Origin of the sequence: Actinospica robiniae DSM 44927, assembly GCF_000504285.1 — a bacterium.
In the GTDB taxonomy this organism is placed as follows: domain Bacteria; phylum Actinomycetota; class Actinomycetes; order Streptomycetales; family Catenulisporaceae; genus Actinospica; species Actinospica robiniae.
Genome location: NZ_KI632511.1, coordinates 2,061,455 through 2,079,674, shown reverse-complemented (window position 1 = coordinate 2,079,674; position 18,220 = coordinate 2,061,455). Strand labels below are relative to the sequence as shown.

Here is an 18,220-nt window from a genome sequence, read left to right as displayed (position 1 = left end):
ATGAACCGAAGTCCTCCACACGGAAAAGGACGACACGGGCATGGGTGAGACACAGCTGATCATCGGTACCGACGTGGCCTGCACCGACGGATTCTTCGGACGCCTTCGTTGGCTCGTCGTGGACCCTGCCACCCGCAGGGTCACCTACCTGGCCGTCACGGCGTCCGATCTGGCGCCCGGCCGGCTCGTGCCCGCGGACCAGGTGGCTTCGGTGGGCGAGGACATCATGCTTCGCTGTACGACGGCCGAGCTCGGGCAATTCGAGACCACCCAGGAGATCGCGGAGGGGTCTATGCCACACGACCTGCGCAGACCTGGCGTAGAAGGCATCGAGCAGGACACGGGGTACGGGAACCTGACCTCGACCCGCGACCGGATTCCCGGGGGAGGCGTCGCGCTTCATCGAGGCGAGGTCATCTACGCCATCGATGGCGCGGTCGGGCGTCTGCAGGGGATCGCCGTCGATCTCGAAGGCGGCCAGCGGCTGACCGACCTCCTGCTCGGCACGGGCCACTTCTGGCACCGCGCCCGGATCGCCGTGTCGGCCAGATCCGTGACGAGATTCGGCGACGGGATCCGACTCGACCTGACCAAAGACCTCGTGCGCGAACTGGCGGACACACCCGGGGAGGGCCACGAAGGGAAAATCTCGTGACCCGCGACGTGCACATGCCACGCCTCGACGGGGCGACTCAGTGGCTTAACTCCGAGCCTCTCGACCCTGCTGACCTGCGGGGCAATGTGGTACTCGTGAATTTCTGGACGCTGACGTGCATCAACTGGCTGCGCACCCAGCCGCATGTGCGCGCCTGGGCACAGGCATACCGCGCCGCCGGCCTGGTCGTGGTGGCGGTGCACACACCGGAGTTTTCCTTCGAGCACGACGCCGGTCTGGTGCGCCAGGCGGCCGCGGATCGTGGCATCGACTACCCGATCGCCGTCGACAACGACTATGCGGTGTGGGATGCGTTCGCCAACAGCTACTGGCCCGCGCTGTACTTCATCGACCGGAACGGCGTCATCCGCGACGAGCACTTCGGCGAAGGAAGTTATGAGGAGTCGGAGCAGACGCTCCAGAGTCTCCTGGGTGTGAGCGCCGCCCCAGCACCCGTCAAAGCACTCGGCATCGAGGCGGATGCGGACCGGCGCAACCTCAAGACGCCCGAGACCTACCTCGGCTACGCGCGCGGTGGCCAGTCCGCCTCACCCGGTGACGTCGCCTTCGATCGGAGGCAGACGTACGAGCTGCCCAAGCACCGGCCGGGCAACAGTTGGGCGTTGTCGGGCGATTGGACTGTCGGGAGCGAGTGCGTCATGCCGTACGGGCCAGACAGCGTCCTCGCTTTCCGCTTCCACGCGCGCGACGTGAACCTCGTCCTCAATCGGACAGGCGCCGAACCGATCCCGTTCCAGGTGCTCCTGGACGGAGAACCTCCGGCCGGCTCCCACGGCGTGGACGTCGACGAGGACGGCAACGGACTGCTGGCAGGCGGCCGGCTCTACCAACTCATCCGCCAGGACGGCAAAATCAGTGAGCGGACCGTGGAGATCATCTTTCCCGAGCCTGGTGCCGAGGCCTACGCCTTCACCTTCGGATGAGCGTGTCCGGGCCGCTCAGGCCAGGTAATCCACGTGGTTCTCGATACACCAGGTACTCAGCGCGTCTCGCAGGGCCGGGACCTGTGTCTCGGCGATGCGCTCGTCGTCCACCGCCGTGGGTCCGGCGATGACGAGGCGGCCGTTGCCTCGCAGCACGATCTCGGCGAGTCTGGCGAGATCCGCCGCGATCGTTGCAGGCCAGTCGTCGTTGCCGTCGATTCCCGCTGCGAAGACGACTGTGTCAGGACGGTGGCGCGGCAGCAACTCAGGGATCTGCGCTGTGATCTCGGTCAGGGTATTGCCGGGGACGGCCGCGTTGAAAAGCCGATGGTGGGCCTCGTCTTTGGTGATGCGCTCCGCCGCCAGTCGTCCGTACTCGCCGCCGCCGGCGATCAGGACACGCGATGCCGAACGCAGCGGCTCCGCGTCGAGGTAGGCCCAGGCGCTCTCCCCGGAGGAAAGCAGCACGCGGCGGCGGGCGTAGTCGTCGACCTCGTAGGCGTCGGCAGCGGCAAGCTCTTCATCGCTGAGGCGAAGCACGCCGCCCGTGACGACGCTGCCGAGTTCGCGCTTGAGCGTCAGATGGACCTGGCTGCCGCTGGTCGCGATGACGGCCGCGTCGGTGATGACCAGCGGCCTGGTCGCGTAGCCGGCGAGAGATGCCTCGGCGCCGGGTACCGCGTGACCGAAAAGCGTGACTTGCACGTTCTCCTCCAGCAGTGTGCCGAAGGAGAACAGAGAGTGGGGCCGGGCCCCGGGCGCCTTGTTAAACATTGGCTTGATATTAGACTTTCGAAATAGTGGAGGGGTGGCGTGGCGGCTCCCGCCGGGAGGCGGTCTCGCTGAGCTCTCCTCATGGCTTGGGTGGCCGAAGGAATAGTCGCGTCACCGGTTTGACAGGTGACGGAGGTCCTGCCATAGTAAGCGACCCGGGGGTGGGACGGGGGGACGCGGGGCAGGGGACTACAGGGCCGGACGACCCCCCTGTGACCTGCAGCGTGATGCACTCCGAGGAATGGAGGAGAACCATGGCAGCTGATGACACCTTCACCGTGGACACCGCCGCGCAGGCGCGTCGGGAACGGTTCGGCACACTGCCCGAGCCGGTCCCGTTCTCGGCTCTGGTCGAGGAGCACCCGGTCGGCTCGAGGAGCCGGGCCGGCGACGAGTACAACGCCGAGCGCGCGTGGCTTTTCCACTCGTGTGTCGCGCTGGACCTGGCCTTCTGACCGGCCGTTCCAGGGCGCAGTTCGAGCCGGAACAAGCCGGACCCTGATCTCTTCCAACTCTCCGAGGAGGGCTTAAGAAAATGGCTACCGAGAAGGCGATTCTCGCCGGGGGCTGTTTCTGGGGCATGCAGGACCTCATCCGCCGCCAGCCCGGCGTCGTCTCCACCAGGGTCGGCTACTCCGGCGGTGACACGCCGAACGCGACCTATCGCCGGCACGGCAACCACGCCGAGGCCGTCGAGATCGTCTGGGACCCGGAGCAGACGGACTACCGCGCGCTGCTGGAGTTCTTCTTCCAGATCCACGACCCCACCACCAAGGACCGCCAGGGCGGCGACGTCGGCTCCAGCTACCGTTCCGCGATCTTCTACCTGGACGACGAGCAGAAGCGCGTCGCCGAGGACACCATCGCGGACGTGGAGGCCTCCGGCCTGTGGCCCGGCAAGGTCGTCACCGAGGTGACGAAGGCGGGCGACTTCTGGGAGGCCGAGCCGGAGCACCAGGACTACCTGGAGCGCTACCCCGCCGGCTACACCTGCCACTACCCGCGGCCGAACTGGAAGCTGCCGCGCCGGGCGACCGCCGGCTGAGGCTCCGCTCGGATCACCACGCCCACCCGCATCGACGCGCTCAGCGGACGACGGTGCGGGTGGGCTGCGTTGCACGATCGTCCTGGCGGACGCCGGGTGCTAATCCCGGGCCTTCTTGCGTGCGCGGTACGCCGCGGCCTTGATCTTGTTTCCGCAGGGATCCATGCTGCACCACTGCCGCCGGCCCCCGCGGGATCGGTCCAGGTACACGGTGGTGCACTCGGGGTTGTCGCATTCCTTGAGCAGGGCCGTGTCCGGCCCGCTCAGAAGCTCGACGGCCGTGCGCGCGAGCGAGGAGAGAGCTTCGGCAGGCGTCGCCTCGGTGCGGCGGCCGGACACGGTCAGCTGCGGTACGGCGGCGGGCCGGCGCACCGTCCGGTTCACGACCTCGAGCGCCTCGGGGTCGTAGTCCGTCTTCCGCAACCGGGCGGTGACCAGCTCGTATATGGCTTCTCGCGCCGCCTTGGCCTGGACTAGGTCAGGCGGACCGCTGGGGTAGAGCGCGTCCACGAGCGTGGACTCCAAGTACCAGGCGTCGAGCCGGGCCGGGGTCGCGAGCGTCTCGGACCGGGTCGAACGACGTCCCCGGAGGGTGGCGGCGAAGTCCAGGGCCAGGTTTCCGCAGATGAAGACATGAGCCGGGTTCACGTCACCAGTCTGGCAGGTGATGGCGCGGATCTCCACGCGTGAGTCCCACCCGGTTGGAGCAGGCGGGCCGGGTCTTGATCTCCTGGCGGTGGCCTCGTCCGTAAAGTCGAGCTATGAGCAGGCACTTCAACCTCGTCGTACTCGGCGGAGGCATGGGCGGATACGTGGCCGCCGTCCGGGCCGCGCAGCTCGGCAGGACCGTCGCGGTGGTCGAGGAGCGCTACTGGGGCGGCGTGTGCCTGAACGTCGGCTGCATCCCCTCCAAGGCCCTGCTGCGCAACGCGGAGCTCGCCCACATCCTCGGGAACGAGGCCGAGACGTTCGGCATCCGATCCGCGGCGCCGGTGACCCTCGATTACCAGGTCGCCTACTCACGCAGCCGCACCGTCGCCGAGGGGCGCGTCAAGGGTATCCACTTCCTGATGCGCAAGAACGGCATCGCCGAGTTCGACGGGCGCGGCGTATTCGAGGACGGCCATACGCTCACCGTGACACCGTCCTCCGGCCCCTCGGAGACTCTCGTCTTCGACGACTGCATCATCGCCACCGGCGCACACGCGCGGCTTCTGCCCGGCACGGAGCTCTCCGAGCGGGTCGTCACCTTCGAGGAACAGATCCTGTCCGACACTCTCCCGGAGAGCATGGTGATCGTCGGCGCCGGAGCCATCGGCGTCGAGTTCGCGTACATCCTCCGCGCCTACGGCGTAGACGTGACCGTCGTGGAATTCCTCGACCGTATGGTGCCGACGGAGGATGCGGAGGTCTCGGACGAACTCGCCCGCCGCTACCGCAGGCTCGGCATCCGCGTGCTCACCTCGACCACGGTCGTCGCCGTCGACGACTCGGGCCCGAAGGTGCAGGTCACGATCGACGCGCCGGACGGCCGTCAGGTCCTGGCGACGGACCGGGTGCTGCAGGCCATCGGATTCGCGCCGCACGTGTCCGATTACGGCCTCGAGCGTGTCGGTGTCGCCTTGACCGAGCGCGGCGCGATCGCCGTGGACGCCAGGGGCCGGACCAATGTCCCGCACCTCTACGCGGTGGGCGACGTGACCGCGAAGCTGATGCTCGCGCATGCGGCCGAAGCCATGGGGATCGTCGCCGCGGAGACGATCGCCGACGTCGAGACGAAGGAGATCGACTTCGTCATGGTGCCGCGAGCCACCTACTGCCAGCCGCAGATCGCCAGCTTCGGCTGGACGGAGGAACAGGCCCGGGCCCAAGGTTTCGAGGTCAAGGCCGCGAAGTTCCCGTTCTCCGCCAACGGGAAGGCACCCGGGCTGGGGGACTCGGTCGGGTTCGTCAAGGTGATCTCAGACGCCCGATACGGCGAGCTGCTCGGTGCGCACCTGATCGGCCCCGATGTCACGGAGCTGCTACCCGAGCTCACGCTCGCGCAGCAGTGGGACCTGACCGTGCACGAGGTGGCACGCAACATCCACGCGCATCCGACGCTCGGCGAAGCGGTACAGGAAGCAATCCACGGGCTCGCCGGAGCAATGATCAACTTCTAGTGCGCAACCAGGCTGACGAGCGCCTGGATGGAAACCCGTAGTGGCCTGAGTAGGGATTCTCCCGGATTCGGGGTGGAGAGCCGGATCCATACACTCGCCTCGTGAACCGCTATGTCGCGCCTTCCTTCCCTCTGTACGAATTCGCGTCCGAGACTCCGGATGATGGTGCCGGGCGGCGCTGGTTCGTGCACTGGGACGGTCGTGTCGGCGATCCTGCCGAAGACGTCTTGCTGGCCTGGGAAAGCGGACCGGCCCGTGCGCTGGTGTGCACGACGAGTCGGGTCTTCGATCGGGCCGACGCCCGGTACCGTGCCGTGCACCTCGCGATCGGCGGCACCTTCCTTCCGACCGCCGGCCGACCGGCGGGCCCGACGCAGATCGCCCGCGCGATGGAGCGACTTCGGGATGCCGACGATGCCTGGTCGCCTGCCCGCGGGCTCGTGCCCGACGCCACGGCTGCCGAAGTGACGCAGGACTTCGGCTGTTCGGCCGCGTACACGTTGTTCGATGGCGGTGCCGTGTTCGTGGTCGCCGTCGGCGTCCCACTCGAGCACGTCAGGGTACGCATCGCGCGAGACTCGCCGACGGGGCTCTGAAGAGACCGCCCGTCAGATGGCGGGGCGCTGGTCGCGGACCAGGCTGAGCGACTCGAGCAGCGAGGCGACGTGCAGGATCGTCGACTCCGCATACAGGTTGGCCGCCAGTTGCACGCCGATGGGCATGCCGTCGCTGCTCGTGCCGAACCGCATGGAAAGGGCCGGGTGCCCCGTCAGGTTGAACGGGACGGTCGTCGAGCTCACGTGGAAGGGGCTGACCGTCTGGCCGCCCAGAGTGAATTCGCCGAGCTGGTGGCCGTGTGCCGGGATCGTGGTCACCGGGAGCAGTAGGACGTCGAACTCGCTGAAGAACTCTGCGAATCCGTCCCGGAGCCGCTCGATCCCCTGTTCGGCGTCGAGGAAGTCCGCCATCGACGTGTCCGGCATGCCGGCCAGGAACTTGGAGTAGGTGAACATCTGGTCTTCGTGTCCGTCGGTCACCTCTTGGAAGGCCGGCTTGACCTCCATGACGTTCAGCTTGGTCCAGATCTCGAGGGGGTTGTCGCGCTCGAAAGCGGGGATGTCCGCGGCGTCGACCTGCATTCCAGCCGTCTGCAGGGCCTCGGCAGCTGCCTGAACGGTCGCCGCGACCTCCGCGTCGGTCGGGCCGAGTCCCGAGTCGACAAGCCAGCCGACGCGCACCGGCCGGTCGGGGGATGCGCCCAGGCCCGTGTCGAACTCCCGCGGGACGGTGGAGAAGCCGTCGGCGCCGTCGGGCCCGGCCAGCAGAGAATAGGCCAGTGCCAGGTCGCGGATGCTGCGGGCCATGGGGCCGACATGCCAGTTGCGGCGGGGTGCCCGAGGCCAGACGCCTGTCATCGGGATGCGCCCGTGCGTCGGCTTGAAGGACACGACGCCGGTGTCGGCTGCCGGGCCGCGTACTGAGATGGACAGGTCGCTGGCGAGTCCGAGGGGCGACATCCCGGCCGCGATCGACGCCGACTCGCCGCCGCTCGAACCGCCGGGTGAGCGATCGAGGTCCCAGGGGTTGTTCGTCCTGCCGGTCAGAAGGTTGTCGGACTCGACCCAGTAAGAGAACTCCGGAAGGTTGGTCTTCGCCAGGACGATCCCGCCGGCGCTCTTCATCCGCGCCACGGCCGTCGCGTCGGTGTCCGGGATGCGTCCCGCGAAGATGGGCGACCCGCGCTGGGTGAGCACTCCAGCCGTGTCGAACGAGTCCTTCACGGTGAAAGGCACTCCGTGCAGCGGCCCCACCGCACCGCCGGCCGCCAGTTCCTCGTCGGCAGCCTTCGCGGCCGTCAACGCACTGTCGACGACGGTGACGATGGCATTGAGCTTCGGGTTCACAGCCTCGATGCGGTCGAGGTGCGCTTGCACCACCTCAACGGACGACGCCTTTCCCGTCCGGATCAGCTCGGCCAGCTCCGTCGCATCGGAACGGGTGAAGTCGGTGCTCATGCCGTATCTCCTGTCTCACGACCGGTCTCCTCGAGCATGCACGATCATCAGCACGCGGCATCAAAACACGCATCGCGGCCTCGCCAACGACCCCCGGACGGCGTATGAGCCGCCATTCACCGCCCAGAAGGGGTCACTCGTACCAGGAGCCGTCGATGGGACCGCGCTGCTCCGCGCGGACGACCGCGGCCGGTACCCGCGCAGCCGCCAGGTCTCCACGGATGGGCACATACACGTCGGGCGTCGGGAGACCGGCGGTCTGGAGCCAACCCCTTCCGTGGACGTGGCCGGCAGCGATCACCTGCTCGTACTGGCCCTTCGGCGCGATGCCCCGGTTGTAGAGCTGGGCCAATGTCTCCGACGTGTCTGCGAACGCGTAGCGCGCCGCGTAGGCGTAGCCGTCGTTCAGCCAGACGTAGAGCACGATGGGCCGACGCAGAACGGCATCGAACCATCGCGCCGTCTGGTCCGCGAGTTCGTCGATGGTTCCCGACGCCTCAAGAGCGAGGCTCGGCGTCGCGCCGGTGAGCGAGTACAGCTGGTTGTGGAGCCGGCCGCCCTTCACGGACCCTGCGCAGAAGTGAACACCGAAGTCGATGAGGCCGACCCCGTACTTCTTGCCGGTGTCCCGATCCGAAAAGCTGAGGGATGCGACCAACGTGTCGTCTCCGTGGTCCCCCTCCGCGGCCGGGATCAACAGGTCGGAAACGCCGGGAGTCACCAGTCCCGCGGTCGCTTCGGAGAGCGCGGCGGCGAAAGCCAGCTCTTGCGCCGTCATGTCCGCCGATTCTTCCGGGTCGGGTATGAACCACTTGCGGTCAGTCATGGCCGAGATCATAAGGCCGCGGAACGTCCTCGGGCCTTCGATTTCGAGCCGACGACACGCGCGCTCAGATCCGGGTCCGGCATGTCGGGATCGAAGGGGAACATGGGTCGCCGGATACGCTGATGGCCCAGACGTACGAGGTCCTGATCAACGCCGCCCGGTGTGAGCGCCAGGCGCCAATCCGCGGCCATGGCGTAGAGCTCGGGTTCGAGGTAGCCGATCTTCACGACCACCACGTCCGCCGAACGCGGGGCGAGGTCGAGGCCGGTGAAGTCGTGCTCGAGGTGGTACGGCTTGCGACGGCGCGTCAGGATCACGTAGACGCTGCCGACATGCAGGACGACCTCGGTTTCGGCATCGCGGTCGCCGTGCCGCACTGCGTGGACCACGCCGGTCATCGTGACCGGGCCCTCGTGGCGGTCGTCCACCGCAGCGCCGGCGGTGACCGTCAGGGTCGCGCCCAACCCGGCCGCCACCGCCGCGTCGACCGCCTCCGGCCCGGGGACCGACGCATAAATCAGGACCGGGCCGTCGGGCGACTTGAGTTCGGGCCGCTCCAGGATGCGCGCGAGCCCCCAGGTGACGTCGCCCGCTCCGCCTGCCGTCGGATTGTCGCCGCTGTCGCTCACGAAGAACGGGCGTGCGCTCGAGGTGAGCGCCTCGTCCAGGCACGCGTCGAGCGTCCCCGTGGGCGCGACGAAGGCGAAGCCGCGGCGGGCATCCCAGAATGCACGGGCCAGCCGTTCCGCGCCTGCCACGACCGCCGCCTCGTCCTCTCCGGTGACGACGACCGCGGCTTGATTGCGCGGCTCGTCGGCCCATGCGTAACCCACCCAGATCGCGGCATCGGTCACCCCCGGCATGCTTTCGACCTCGGGAACGGCGGCATACAGACCGCGCGCGGGCTCGATGCGGGTCGAGGTCTGCTCGCCGGCCAGCAGCACAGGCACCGGAATCCAGGCCTTGACGGGCAACGGTGCTCCGGTGGTCAGCAGGCTGACGAGATTGCACAGTGCGCGCTCCTTCGTCTCCAGATAGTCCTCGTGGGGAGCCATCCGGTAGCAGGTGATCAGATCACTGCCTTGCACGAGCTCGCGCGAGACGTTGCCGTGCAGGTCCATCGATGTCGAGACGACCACGTCCGGGCCGACTGCGGCGCGGATCCGTTCGAGCAGGACGACCTCCGCGTCGTCGATCCCTTCCACCGTCATCGCGCCGTGGATGTCGTACCAGAGACCGTCCAGCGGCGGCAGATCGGCGAGCCGCTGAATAAGCTCGTCCGACAGCTCCGCGAACGCCTCGGAGGTGACCATTCCGCCCGGCAGCGCCTTGCCCAGCAGCGCGCCGTGCCACTCGCAGGCCTCGCGCAACGGTGTTCCCTCGGCCAGGAACGGGTACCGGCCCAAGATCTCGTCGCCGCGCTGCGGGTGAAAGGCCGCGGCCGACGTACGAGCGGGGGAGAAGGTCGAGGACTCGATCCCCAGGCCGGCTATGCCGATCACCGGTCGGGGGAGCGCTGTCCGGGGACTCGCGGAATGCCGCAGCAAGGTCATGTAGCCAACCTAGCCCGGCCTAGGCGCGGCTGAGGCCTGCCTTCGCGAGCAGTCCGCGGGCGATCAGTCGGAGCAACACCAGCGGGCTCGGCTCGTTGTAGATGATGAAGTCGTCGAACGCGTGGACGCCGCGGCGCCCGGCCACGGCATCGGCCGCGTCGCGGACCGCGATGAGTTGCGCGACCGTCATCTGCGGGGCCCGCTCGTCGGGCTGGTAGGTCGTGCCGAGGGGATAGTCGCGGCGCGGCCGGTTGGTCATCTCGACGTGGCAGCCTAGGACGTGGGTGACCGGGTGGGTCTGCGTGAACGCGACCATCCGGTCCAGGCTGGCACGGAACGCGGCGAAGTCGAAGGCGTAGAGCCGGCCGGGCAGGACGGTGTCGCCGGTGAACAGGATGCCCGTCCACCGGTCGTAGAAGGTGATCGCGGTGGCGTGGTGGCCGGGCGAGCCCATGACGTCGAGGACACGGCCGCCGAGATCATAGGCCACGGTCTCCGCGGGCCACGCCTGGCTGAAGCCGAAATGCGTACGCACGGCCTCGACTTCGTGGGCGACCACGCGCGTATGCGGCCGATCGGCGAACTGCACGTCCCCTGCCACGTGGTCGCCGTGGTCGTGGGTGTGCGCGACGACGAGCTCGTACCCTTCGCGCGGATGGTGCTCGAGCCACTCCTCGATGAGACGGTCCACGTGGGCACACAGCGGGAAGAGCTCCGTCTCGGCGGTCGCGCCGGTGTCGAGCAACACGGCGCGCTCATTGCCGAAGAGCAAGAACATGAAGGGCGCCTCGCGCTTGACGGACCTGCTCTGCCGCAGAATCACCGTGTGCTCGTTGTAGCGGTGCACCTGGATCCGCTCCTGGGCTGGCGCGCGCTTGCCGCGTACGCCGTGGTCCCACGCGACATCGAGGGAGCCGAGGCCGGGTGCCTCAGCTCCGCCGAAGTCGATCAAGCCTCCGTCGTTCTCGCTGCCCGCGTTCATCCCCGCCGCCCTCCGCAGTTGCCGGCCGCTGTGCGCAGCCTGCGTCACCGACACGACCATTCTGACGCCTGCGAAGCCCGGACGTCAGGCCTCTGTCGCGGAAAATCAGGGCCCGGGGAAACGAGCGCCGACCGGTTCCGTCTGCGTCTGGCCGCCGCAGCCTAGGACTGGGCTTGGTGCCGCGCGTCGCCGCCGTCGAAGTCCGTGTAGGTGTAGGGATTCGGAATGCGTTCCGCGTCCGGGAGCTGCGGCGTCACGCTCTCGCGCCACGCCTCCTCGCCCATGGTCGAGCGGGCGTGCTCCACGGTGCGGGCGACTTCGGCCTTTGCTGCTTCGAGCTTCGAGTTCAACAGCCGGTGTGCGTATTTGACGGGCTGTCCGTCGACGAGGACGGTGTGGACATCGCCGCGCCCGGCCTGGAAGACGAGCGTGCCGTACGGGTGGAGCAGGGGGTAGAGCGCGGGGGAGTGGTCGTTCTTGATCAGGACGATGTCGGCCTTCTTGCCCGCGACGAGGCTGCCGATCTCCGCGTCGAGGCCGAGGGCCCGGGCACCGCCGATGGTCGCCCAGTGGGCGACTTCCTCGGCTCGCAGCAGGTTGTGGACGACGGTCTCGCCCTTCGCGTGGGCTTCGAGGTGCTCGCGGGAGCGGTCCGCGGAGAGGGTGGCGCGCATCGCGGAGAACAGGTCGGCGCTCCACCACACGCTCGTGTCCATGGACAGCGAGACGGGGATGCCGTGCTTGCGCAGCTGCCAGGTGGGCGGGTAGCCCTGGCCGGCGCTCTGCTCGCTCTCGGTCGAGACGGAGACGGTGCCGCCCGATGCGGCGATGCGCTGGTAGGAGTCGTCGGTCAGGGTCGCGGCGTGGACGTAGGTGACGTCCGGGGTCATGAAGCCGTGGTCCCACATCAGCTGGATGCTCGTGTCGTTCGTCGCACCCCAGACGCCCGCGTGGGTGGTTACACGCAGGCCGAGTTCGCGTGCCGCTTCGAAGGCGCCCTTCTCCGGGAAGGCGGGGTCAGCGGTGACGTCGAAGGCGAGCTGGAGGCCGAACCTGTCGTCTCGGGCGCCGGCCGTGCGTGCGACGAACGCGCGGAAGTCCTTGCTGTTGCTCCATTCCCAGGGCGCGCCGAGCAGGTTGCCGTAGGCGAGCACGTAGCGTCCGGGCGCGGATTTGAGGGCGTCGACGGCCGCTTCGCCGTGGTCGATCGTCTGCAGGCCGTGCGACCAGTCGAGCGTGGTGGTCACACCGGAATCGACGGCTTCGAGGGCGGATAGCGCGTTGCCCGCGTGGATGTCTTCGGGGCGGAAGATCTTTCCCCAGGTCAGGTAGTAGAACACGAAGTACTGGCTGAGGGTCCAGTCCGCGCCGAGTCCGCGCAGGGCCGTCTGCCACATGTGCCGGTGTGTGTCGACCATTCCCGGCATGAGGATGCCGCCGCCGGCGTCGATCTCGGCTGTGCCGTCGGGTACGACCAGGCCGTGCCCGATCTCGGCTATCCGGTCGCCGAGGACGAGGAGGTCGCCGCCTTCGATCAGCCCGGCTCGGTCCATGGTCAGGATGGTCGCGTTGCGAAAGACGATCGGGCGGCCGGGGGCGAAGTCGGGGAGAGGGGTGGAGTCGGTCATCGTGCGCCTCACAGTCCGGTATTCATGTACTGATGTCGGGGTAGGGCAGCCCGAGGTGGGCGAGCTTCGCGGCGTAGTCCAGCTGCATCCCGAGCGGCTCGGTGAAGTCGCGTTCGAACATCGCGATCCAGAGCGTGAGGGTGAGGAAGGGGTGCGCGCCGAGCCCGAAGAGGGCGACGTGGTCGTGAGCGGCCAGAGCCGTGCGCTCGACGTCGGTGAACGACAGCCAGGTGCTCGCCTCGCCGGTCGGGCAGTTGAGGATGCGCCCGGCTTCGTCCCGCTCCCACCACTCGAGGGTGCCGGCCGGGTCCTCGCGGTAGCGCTCGACGAGTTCGGGATCGCGGTCGATCGTGTAGAGGAATTTGTCGACCAGGTACTTGCTCACGCGTCGGCTCCGTTCGGGTACCAGGTGAAGTAGGCCTCCATGGTGTGGAAGAGGTCGAGGTTGTCGGCGTAGTCGGCCTTCGCGTATCCGGCCACGCCCATCATGAGCATGAAGTCCATGAATCCGTGCGTGGCGTTGCCCGGGGCGTGCAGGCTGTCGAGCGTGACGTTGGCGAGGCAGCCGTCGATGTCGCCGTTGGCGATCCACTCCACGGCGCGCGCGTCGAACTCGGGGTCGGGGCCGTGCGGCCCGAACTGCCGGGGGCCGCCGAGCTCGAGGGAGAGGTGGCCGGTGCCGATCACGGCCACCCGCAGCTCGCTCGGCCAGGACTCGATCACCGCGCGCAGGGTGCGGCCGAGGGCGACGAAGCGTTCCGGGCGGGGCAGCGGCGGCGCGAAGATGTTGGTGTAGATCGGGACCACCGGAAGGTCGTTGTCCGGCCGGACGGTCAGGATCGGGCAGGTGATCGAGTGGTCCACGCGCAGCTCGTTGGAGAACGCGAGGTCGAACCCGGCGTCGAGCCCGGCGCGCAGGATGTGCGTGGAGAGCTCTTCATGCCCGGTGAGCAGCAGGCGCGGCAGGCCGAACTCGCGTTCCTCGTTGTAGTAGTTGGCGTCGTAGAAGGGCGCCTTGCCGACGAGGAACTGCGGCATGTTGTCCAGCCAGAGCTGGTGGAAGTGGTCGGAGCCGACCATCACCAGGACGTCCGGGCGCATCCGGGCGAGGGTCTCGCGGTAGGCGGCGACCTTGCGCACCCACTCCGCCGCGAACGGCGGCGCCTGCTCGGGCGGCAGACGGCTGGTGCGGTAGTAGAACGGGTGGTGGGTGGTGGCCAGGATCGCCACGAGCTTCGCCACGGAACTGGTGTCCTCCTTCCCGCCGAAGATGGCGGACAATTGTCCGCGTGACGGCGCTATCGGAACCTTGCTCCGGTGGCGGCATGCTGTCAATAGGCTGGCCCCCCGCCCGGCCGCCCCGGCCCCGATCCTTCGACCAGAAAGCTGCGTGAGGACCCGATGACCCGACGAGGCACCGGCCCTGATTTCGTCGAGGCGCTCGCCCGCGGCCTCGACGTGCTGGCCTGTTTCGACGAGCGCAGCCCGCTGATGTCGCTCACCGAGGTGGCCGCCGCCACCGGGCTCGCCCGCCCCACCGCGCGCCGCCTGCTGCTCACCCTCGAGGAACTCGGCTACGTCCGGGCGGAGGCGGGCGGTTTCCGGCTCACCCCGCGGGTGCTCCGGCTGGGCATGGCCTACGTGAGCTCCCAAGGCCTCTGGGAGATCGCCCGGCCGCACCTCGAAGACCTCGTCCGCAAGACCGGCGAGTCCTCGTCGATGAGTCAGCTCGACGGCTCGGACATCGTGTACGTCGCGCGGGTGTCGGTGCCGAAGATCATCGCTCTCCGCGTGCAGATCGGCACGCGCTTCCCAGCGCTGCGCACCTCGCAGGGCAAGGTGCTGCTGGCCGCGCTCGGCCCGGGCGAACTGGCCGCGACGCTCGCCGAACCGAGCCGGTCCGGGCTGCCGCCGGCCTCGGGCCGGGGCGGTGGACGCGACCGGACCTGGGAGGCGGACCGGGCTGAGATCGAGGCCGAACTCCGCGGGGTGCGGGCGCGGGGCTGGGCTCTGGCCGACGAGGAACTGGCCCCCGGCGTGCGCTCCGTCGCAGTCCCCGTGCGCGACGGCGACGGCGTGGTCAGGGCGGCGATGAACGTCACCGTCCACGCTGCCGAGACGAGCGTCGAGCGACTGACCGAGGAGTATCTGCCGAAGCTGTTGCACACCGCCGGCGAGGTGTCGGCGGAGTGGGCGATGTGGCGTTCCCGCCCTCAGGTCGAGCTGTCCTGAACGCGGCGCTCGGACGGGCGCGCGGGCCGGCGCGGCCTTGACAACGGGACGGCGGCGGACAAGAGTTCGGACAGTTGTCCGTATGGCGGTCAGCATCGTGAGGAGGACCGGTGGAGTCTTCAGAGGGTCAGGCCCATGAGCTGGAGGACGCTGCTGATCCGGCGTCAGGGCCATCGTCCAGGCCGCTGTCCGGGCCGCTGTCCGGCATCCTGATCGCAGACTTCTCCCGCGTGCTCGCCGGCCCCTACGCGACGATGCTTCTCGCGGACCTCGGTGCGGACGTGATCAAGGTGGAGGGTCCCTCCGGCGACGACACCCGGCACTGGGTGCCGCCGAAGCGAGGCGACACCGGGACCTACTACCTGTCCGTCAACCGCAACAAGCGCTCGATCGTGCTGGATCTCGCTTCCGACACCGATCTGCCGGTCGCGCGGGAACTCGCCGCGCGCGCGGACGTGTTCATCCACAACTTCAAGCCCGGCGGCCTGGACCGATTCGGGCTCGACTACACCGCTGTCAGCGCCCTCAACCCGGGTTCCATCTACTGCTCCATCAGCGGTTTCGGAACGGCGGGAGGGGCCTCGCTGCCCGGCTACGACCTGCTGGTGCAGGGCATGTCCGGGCTGATGAGCCTGACCGGTTCGCCGGACGGAGAGCCGTTCCGCGCGGGCATCTCCGTCTTCGACGTCATGACAGGGCTGCACTCGGCCATCGGCATCCTCGCGGCCCTGCACCACCGCTCGCGTACCGGGCTCGGCCAGCACGTGGAAACCAACCTGCTCTCCACCGCGCTCTCGGCGCTGGTGAACCAGACTTCCGCATACGTCGCCGGCGGGGTCGTGCCGCAGCGGATGGGCAACGCCCACCTGAGCCTGTTCCCGTATGAGCCGATGCCGACGGGAGACGGGTCGCTGATCATCGCGGCAGGCAACGACGGGCAGTTCCGCAAGCTCGTCGCCGCACTCGACCTGCCGGAACTCGCGGACGACGAGCGGTTCGCCACCGTAGGCCGGCGCAACGACAATCGCGAGCAGCTTCGCCCCCTGATCCTCGAGCGGCTCGCTACGCGCTCCGCGCAGGATTGGTTCCGGGCGCTCACGGCCGCGGGTGTGCCGTGCGGCCCCATCAACGACGTGCGCGGCGGGGTGGAACTCGCGGAGGAACTCGGCCTCGAGCCGGTCGTCCTCGCCGGCGACGTGCCGACGGTGCGCAACCCGATCTCGCTCTCGGCCACACCCGCCAGATACGCGAGTGCTCCGCCGGGGTTGGGCGAGCACGGCGACGAGATCCGCGCATGGCTGGGCTTCCCGACTCAGGACAAGGAAAAGGAGCGGTCGTGACCTCGTTCCCGACATCCCTCGGCACCTCGGACGCCGAGAGCATCAGTCTGCTGGGCCAGGACCTCGCGCACGATCTGATGGGCAAGGTCTCGTTCGGCGAGCTCGCCTTCTGGCTCCTGACGCAGCGCCGGCCGACCTCCGGCGAGGCACGCGTCTTCGAGGCGGTGCTCATCGGCCTGGCCGATCACGGCTTCACCCCGACGGCCATCGCCGCCCGCCTGACCTACCTCAGCGCGCCCGACGCGATCCAGGGCGCAGTCGCGGCGGGCCTGCTCGGCGGCGGCTCCCGATTCCTCGGCGTCACCGAGGACGCCGGCCGGTTCCTCGGCGAGGCGCTGGCCGAAGCCGCCGAAGTGGACGGTGCTCTGCCCGAGATCGACGACGCCGCGGCGTGGGACGCGATCGCCCTGCGCGCCGTCACCCGCTGCCGGGATGCGGGACGGTTCGTGCCAGGACTCGGACACCCCGTGCACAAGACCGGAGACCCCCGCACGCCGCGGCTGATCGGAATCGCCCGCGACGAAGGACACTTCGGCCCGCATCTCGCCCTCTTCGAGGCGATCGGCCGCGTGCACCAGACGGTGCTCGGCAAGCATCTGCCGCTCAACGGGGCCGGAGTGAGCGGCGCCGCCCTGGCGGACCTGGGCCTGCCCGCGGAACTGCTGCGGGCGACGGTGCTGCTGGCCCGCTGCGCGGGGCTTATCGGGCACATCGCGGAGGAGATGCACAGGCCGGTGGCGAACTCGATCTACCTGACCGTGGATCGCAACGCACGTTACGTCGCGCCTGGGCAGTAGGTCCGCGGCCCGCAAAGACCAAAAGTCGCTAACGCAGCTCAAGCTCGGTGTATGCATCATTGCACTGCGACACGTCATCCGTCTGTGTTAAAGGTGGTAGATACGGCTGAGTGCTCGTCGGGTGGGGGCGGGTGCTTCGCTTCGCCCACGGTTTCGTTTGCCCACCCTGCCCACCCGTTGCGTTGGCGGGGTGGGCTGGGGTTTCAAGACGAAAATCGCCGCTGGCAGGCCCTTCCTCGGAGAGAGTGCCGGGCTCGTGTGGCTGCTGGCGTTGGTGGGGCGGGCTGGGGTTGGGGGTGGTGGGGTTGCGGGTGTGTGCTCTCTCCTCGGTCGGTCCCCGGAGGCAATCAGGGACCTGCCGGGAGGTCAAGCGGCGGTGGCTTGGGTTGATGCTCGATTTTGCAGGGCGCCGCTTGACCTCCCGGCAGAACCCTGATGGGGCTTCGCCTGCCCGACCGAGGAGAGAGCCCACCCCCTGAGGTCCGGTGCGAGCTGCGCTCGGGCCCGGGTCCCGGCCCGTGGCCTGGCCGTGCTCGATCCGGAAGAATCCTGCACCGCTCGTATGCGGCCGCTTCTCTTCGACTGCGTGGTCCGGGAGCCGTGCGGATCAGTGTCCGGCGGCCCGGCCGCGGCCGATACAGGATCATGCATCACCGCTCCTGGTGGACGGTGGTGTGATGCTTCGCGCAATACAGCCGGAGGTTTCCCACTCTCGTCCCTCCGCCCTGCGCGAACGGGACGATGTGGTGGGCGTGCAGGGCGAATGTGAGGGGGCGGTTACAGCCCGGGTAGGTGCAGTACCGGTCACGCCACGCGAGAAACCCGCGCTGCGCGGGCGAGGCCAGACGCGCCCGCGGGTCATGGTCCAGCGCGACCCCGTCGAAGGTACCCGTACACCCGTCAGTCACCAGCTCATGGCGCCGCGGATCACCGCGCCTGGGCAGGCGCCCGGCCGGAACCAGCGCCCCGAATACCGTGCGCGCACAGCCGGCAGGGATCTCGGTGTGCACGGCAGGATCCTTCATGCCCGCCACATACGCGGAAGGGTCCTTCACGGCCGCCGCGTGTCCGGCAGGCTTCTTCACGGCCGCCGCGGGTGTGGTCGGGTCTTGAATGGTGACGGCGAGCGCGGGCAGGGAGAAGTGGGCGTGGCGCTGCTCGGGCGGGGCATCGAGGAAGACTTGCGCGAGCCGGGTGACCGCTTCCGGGCTTGTCAATTGGAGTGTGTAAGTTTGGGGACGGTTCTTCCTTCTTCGGGTCTCCGTCG

General features: G+C 68.8%; 19 protein-coding genes. 9 read left to right on the top strand and 10 right to left on the bottom strand.

Annotation, left to right across the window (positions count from 1 at the left end):
• Window positions 1-40: 40 nt before the first annotated feature.
• Together ACTRO_RS08765 and ACTRO_RS08760 are read left to right on the top strand one after the other, a co-directional pair.
• Window positions 41-655, top strand: coding sequence for a PRC-barrel domain-containing protein (locus ACTRO_RS08765; protein ID WP_034262672.1), 615 nt, complete (start codon window positions 41-43; stop codon window positions 653-655).
• Window positions 652-1,599 (top strand): redoxin family protein, encoded by a 948-nt coding sequence (locus ACTRO_RS08760; protein WP_051450535.1) that lies wholly within the window; start codon window positions 652-654, stop codon window positions 1,597-1,599. The genes ACTRO_RS08765 and ACTRO_RS08760 overlap by 4 nt, the downstream gene beginning before the upstream one ends.
• A 15-nt stretch (window positions 1,600-1,614) precedes the next feature.
• Here ACTRO_RS08760 and ACTRO_RS44810 read toward each other — a convergent pair whose 3' ends face one another.
• Window positions 1,615-2,373, bottom strand: a complete 759-nt coding sequence (locus ACTRO_RS44810) for a gamma-glutamylcyclotransferase (protein ID WP_063627952.1) — start codon at window positions 2,371-2,373, stop codon at window positions 1,615-1,617.
• Window positions 2,374-2,627: 254 nt separating this feature from the next.
• Between ACTRO_RS44810 and ACTRO_RS08750 the strand changes: the two genes are divergently transcribed.
• Both ACTRO_RS08750 and msrA read left to right on the top strand, forming a co-directional pair.
• The gene (locus ACTRO_RS08750; RefSeq protein ID WP_034262670.1) at window positions 2,628-2,828 is read left to right on the top strand and encodes a hypothetical protein; all 201 of its coding nucleotides are present in this window, start codon (window positions 2,628-2,630) and stop codon (window positions 2,826-2,828) included.
• An 80-nt stretch (window positions 2,829-2,908) separates the two neighbouring features.
• Window positions 2,909-3,418, top strand: a complete 510-nt coding sequence (msrA, locus tag ACTRO_RS08745; RefSeq protein ID WP_034262669.1) for a peptide-methionine (S)-S-oxide reductase MsrA — start codon at window positions 2,909-2,911, stop codon at window positions 3,416-3,418.
• A 99-nt stretch (window positions 3,419-3,517) separates the two neighbouring features.
• Here msrA and ACTRO_RS08740 read toward each other — a convergent pair whose 3' ends face one another.
• Entirely contained in the window at window positions 3,518-4,066 is a 549-nt protein-coding gene (locus tag ACTRO_RS08740; RefSeq protein WP_034273827.1) for a CGNR zinc finger domain-containing protein, read from the bottom strand.
• A 113-nt stretch (window positions 4,067-4,179) separates the two neighbouring features.
• Here ACTRO_RS08740 and lpdA point away from each other — a divergent pair, with 113 nt between their 5' ends.
• Together lpdA and ACTRO_RS08730 are read left to right on the top strand one after the other, a co-directional pair.
• The gene (gene lpdA / locus ACTRO_RS08735; protein WP_034262668.1) at window positions 4,180-5,580 is read left to right on the top strand and encodes a dihydrolipoyl dehydrogenase; all 1,401 of its coding nucleotides are present in this window, start codon (window positions 4,180-4,182) and stop codon (window positions 5,578-5,580) included.
• A 101-nt stretch (window positions 5,581-5,681) separates the two neighbouring features.
• The gene (locus ACTRO_RS08730; protein WP_034262667.1) at window positions 5,682-6,176 is read left to right on the top strand and encodes a hypothetical protein; all 495 of its coding nucleotides are present in this window, start codon (window positions 5,682-5,684) and stop codon (window positions 6,174-6,176) included.
• A gap of 12 nt (window positions 6,177-6,188) precedes the next feature.
• Here ACTRO_RS08730 and ACTRO_RS08725 read toward each other — a convergent pair whose 3' ends face one another.
• From ACTRO_RS08725 to ACTRO_RS08695, 7 genes are all read right to left on the bottom strand, one after another.
• Window positions 6,189-7,595, bottom strand: coding sequence for an amidase (locus ACTRO_RS08725; RefSeq protein WP_034262665.1), 1,407 nt, complete (start codon window positions 7,593-7,595; stop codon window positions 6,189-6,191).
• 133 nt (window positions 7,596-7,728) lie between these two features.
• Window positions 7,729-8,421 (bottom strand): hypothetical protein, encoded by a 693-nt coding sequence (locus ACTRO_RS43065; RefSeq protein ID WP_157435981.1) that lies wholly within the window; start codon window positions 8,419-8,421, stop codon window positions 7,729-7,731.
• Between the two features lie 8 nt (window positions 8,422-8,429).
• Window positions 8,430-9,974 carry a M81 family metallopeptidase gene (locus tag ACTRO_RS08715; protein ID WP_034262664.1) on the bottom strand — a complete coding sequence of 515 codons (1,545 nt, stop codon included), beginning with the start codon at window positions 9,972-9,974 and terminating at the stop codon, window positions 8,430-8,432.
• A gap of 19 nt (window positions 9,975-9,993) precedes the next feature.
• Complete coding sequence (locus ACTRO_RS08710) at window positions 9,994-10,956, bottom strand: MBL fold metallo-hydrolase (protein WP_063627951.1); 963 nt, start codon at window positions 10,954-10,956, stop codon at window positions 9,994-9,996.
• A gap of 161 nt (window positions 10,957-11,117) precedes the next feature.
• A complete protein-coding gene (locus ACTRO_RS08705; RefSeq protein WP_051450533.1) occupies window positions 11,118-12,584 on the bottom strand; it encodes an amidohydrolase family protein in 1,467 nt (488 codons plus the stop codon).
• A 22-nt stretch (window positions 12,585-12,606) separates the two neighbouring features.
• Window positions 12,607-12,969 (bottom strand): hypothetical protein, encoded by a 363-nt coding sequence (locus ACTRO_RS08700; RefSeq protein WP_034262662.1) that lies wholly within the window; start codon window positions 12,967-12,969, stop codon window positions 12,607-12,609.
• Window positions 12,966-13,826 (bottom strand): DODA-type extradiol aromatic ring-opening family dioxygenase, encoded by an 861-nt coding sequence (locus tag ACTRO_RS08695; RefSeq protein WP_034273817.1) that lies wholly within the window; start codon window positions 13,824-13,826, stop codon window positions 12,966-12,968. Before ACTRO_RS08695 ends, ACTRO_RS08700 begins: the two co-directional genes overlap by 4 nt.
• Before the next feature lie 159 nt (window positions 13,827-13,985).
• On the opposite strand from ACTRO_RS08695, the gene ACTRO_RS08690 reads away from it, so the two are divergent.
• The 3 genes from ACTRO_RS08690 to ACTRO_RS08680 all read left to right on the top strand — a co-directional run bounded on the left by ACTRO_RS08690 (window position 13,986) and on the right by ACTRO_RS08680 (window position 16,953).
• Complete coding sequence (locus ACTRO_RS08690) at window positions 13,986-14,816, top strand: IclR family transcriptional regulator domain-containing protein (RefSeq protein ID WP_034262661.1); 831 nt, start codon at window positions 13,986-13,988, stop codon at window positions 14,814-14,816.
• A gap of 140 nt (window positions 14,817-14,956) precedes the next feature.
• Window positions 14,957-16,156: a CaiB/BaiF CoA transferase family protein gene (locus ACTRO_RS08685; protein ID WP_051452327.1), complete on the top strand. Its 1,200-nt coding sequence runs from the start codon at window positions 14,957-14,959 to the stop codon at window positions 16,154-16,156.
• The gene (locus tag ACTRO_RS08680; RefSeq protein WP_034262659.1) at window positions 16,153-16,953 is read left to right on the top strand and encodes a citryl-CoA lyase; all 801 of its coding nucleotides are present in this window, start codon (window positions 16,153-16,155) and stop codon (window positions 16,951-16,953) included. The genes ACTRO_RS08685 and ACTRO_RS08680 overlap by 4 nt, the downstream gene beginning before the upstream one ends.
• Window positions 16,954-17,603: 650 nt before the next feature.
• Here the strand turns inward: ACTRO_RS08680 and ACTRO_RS08675 are convergent.
• Window positions 17,604-18,170: an HNH endonuclease signature motif containing protein gene (locus ACTRO_RS08675; RefSeq protein ID WP_034262657.1), complete on the bottom strand. Its 567-nt coding sequence runs from the start codon at window positions 18,168-18,170 to the stop codon at window positions 17,604-17,606.
• Window positions 18,171-18,220: the final 50 nt, after the last annotated feature.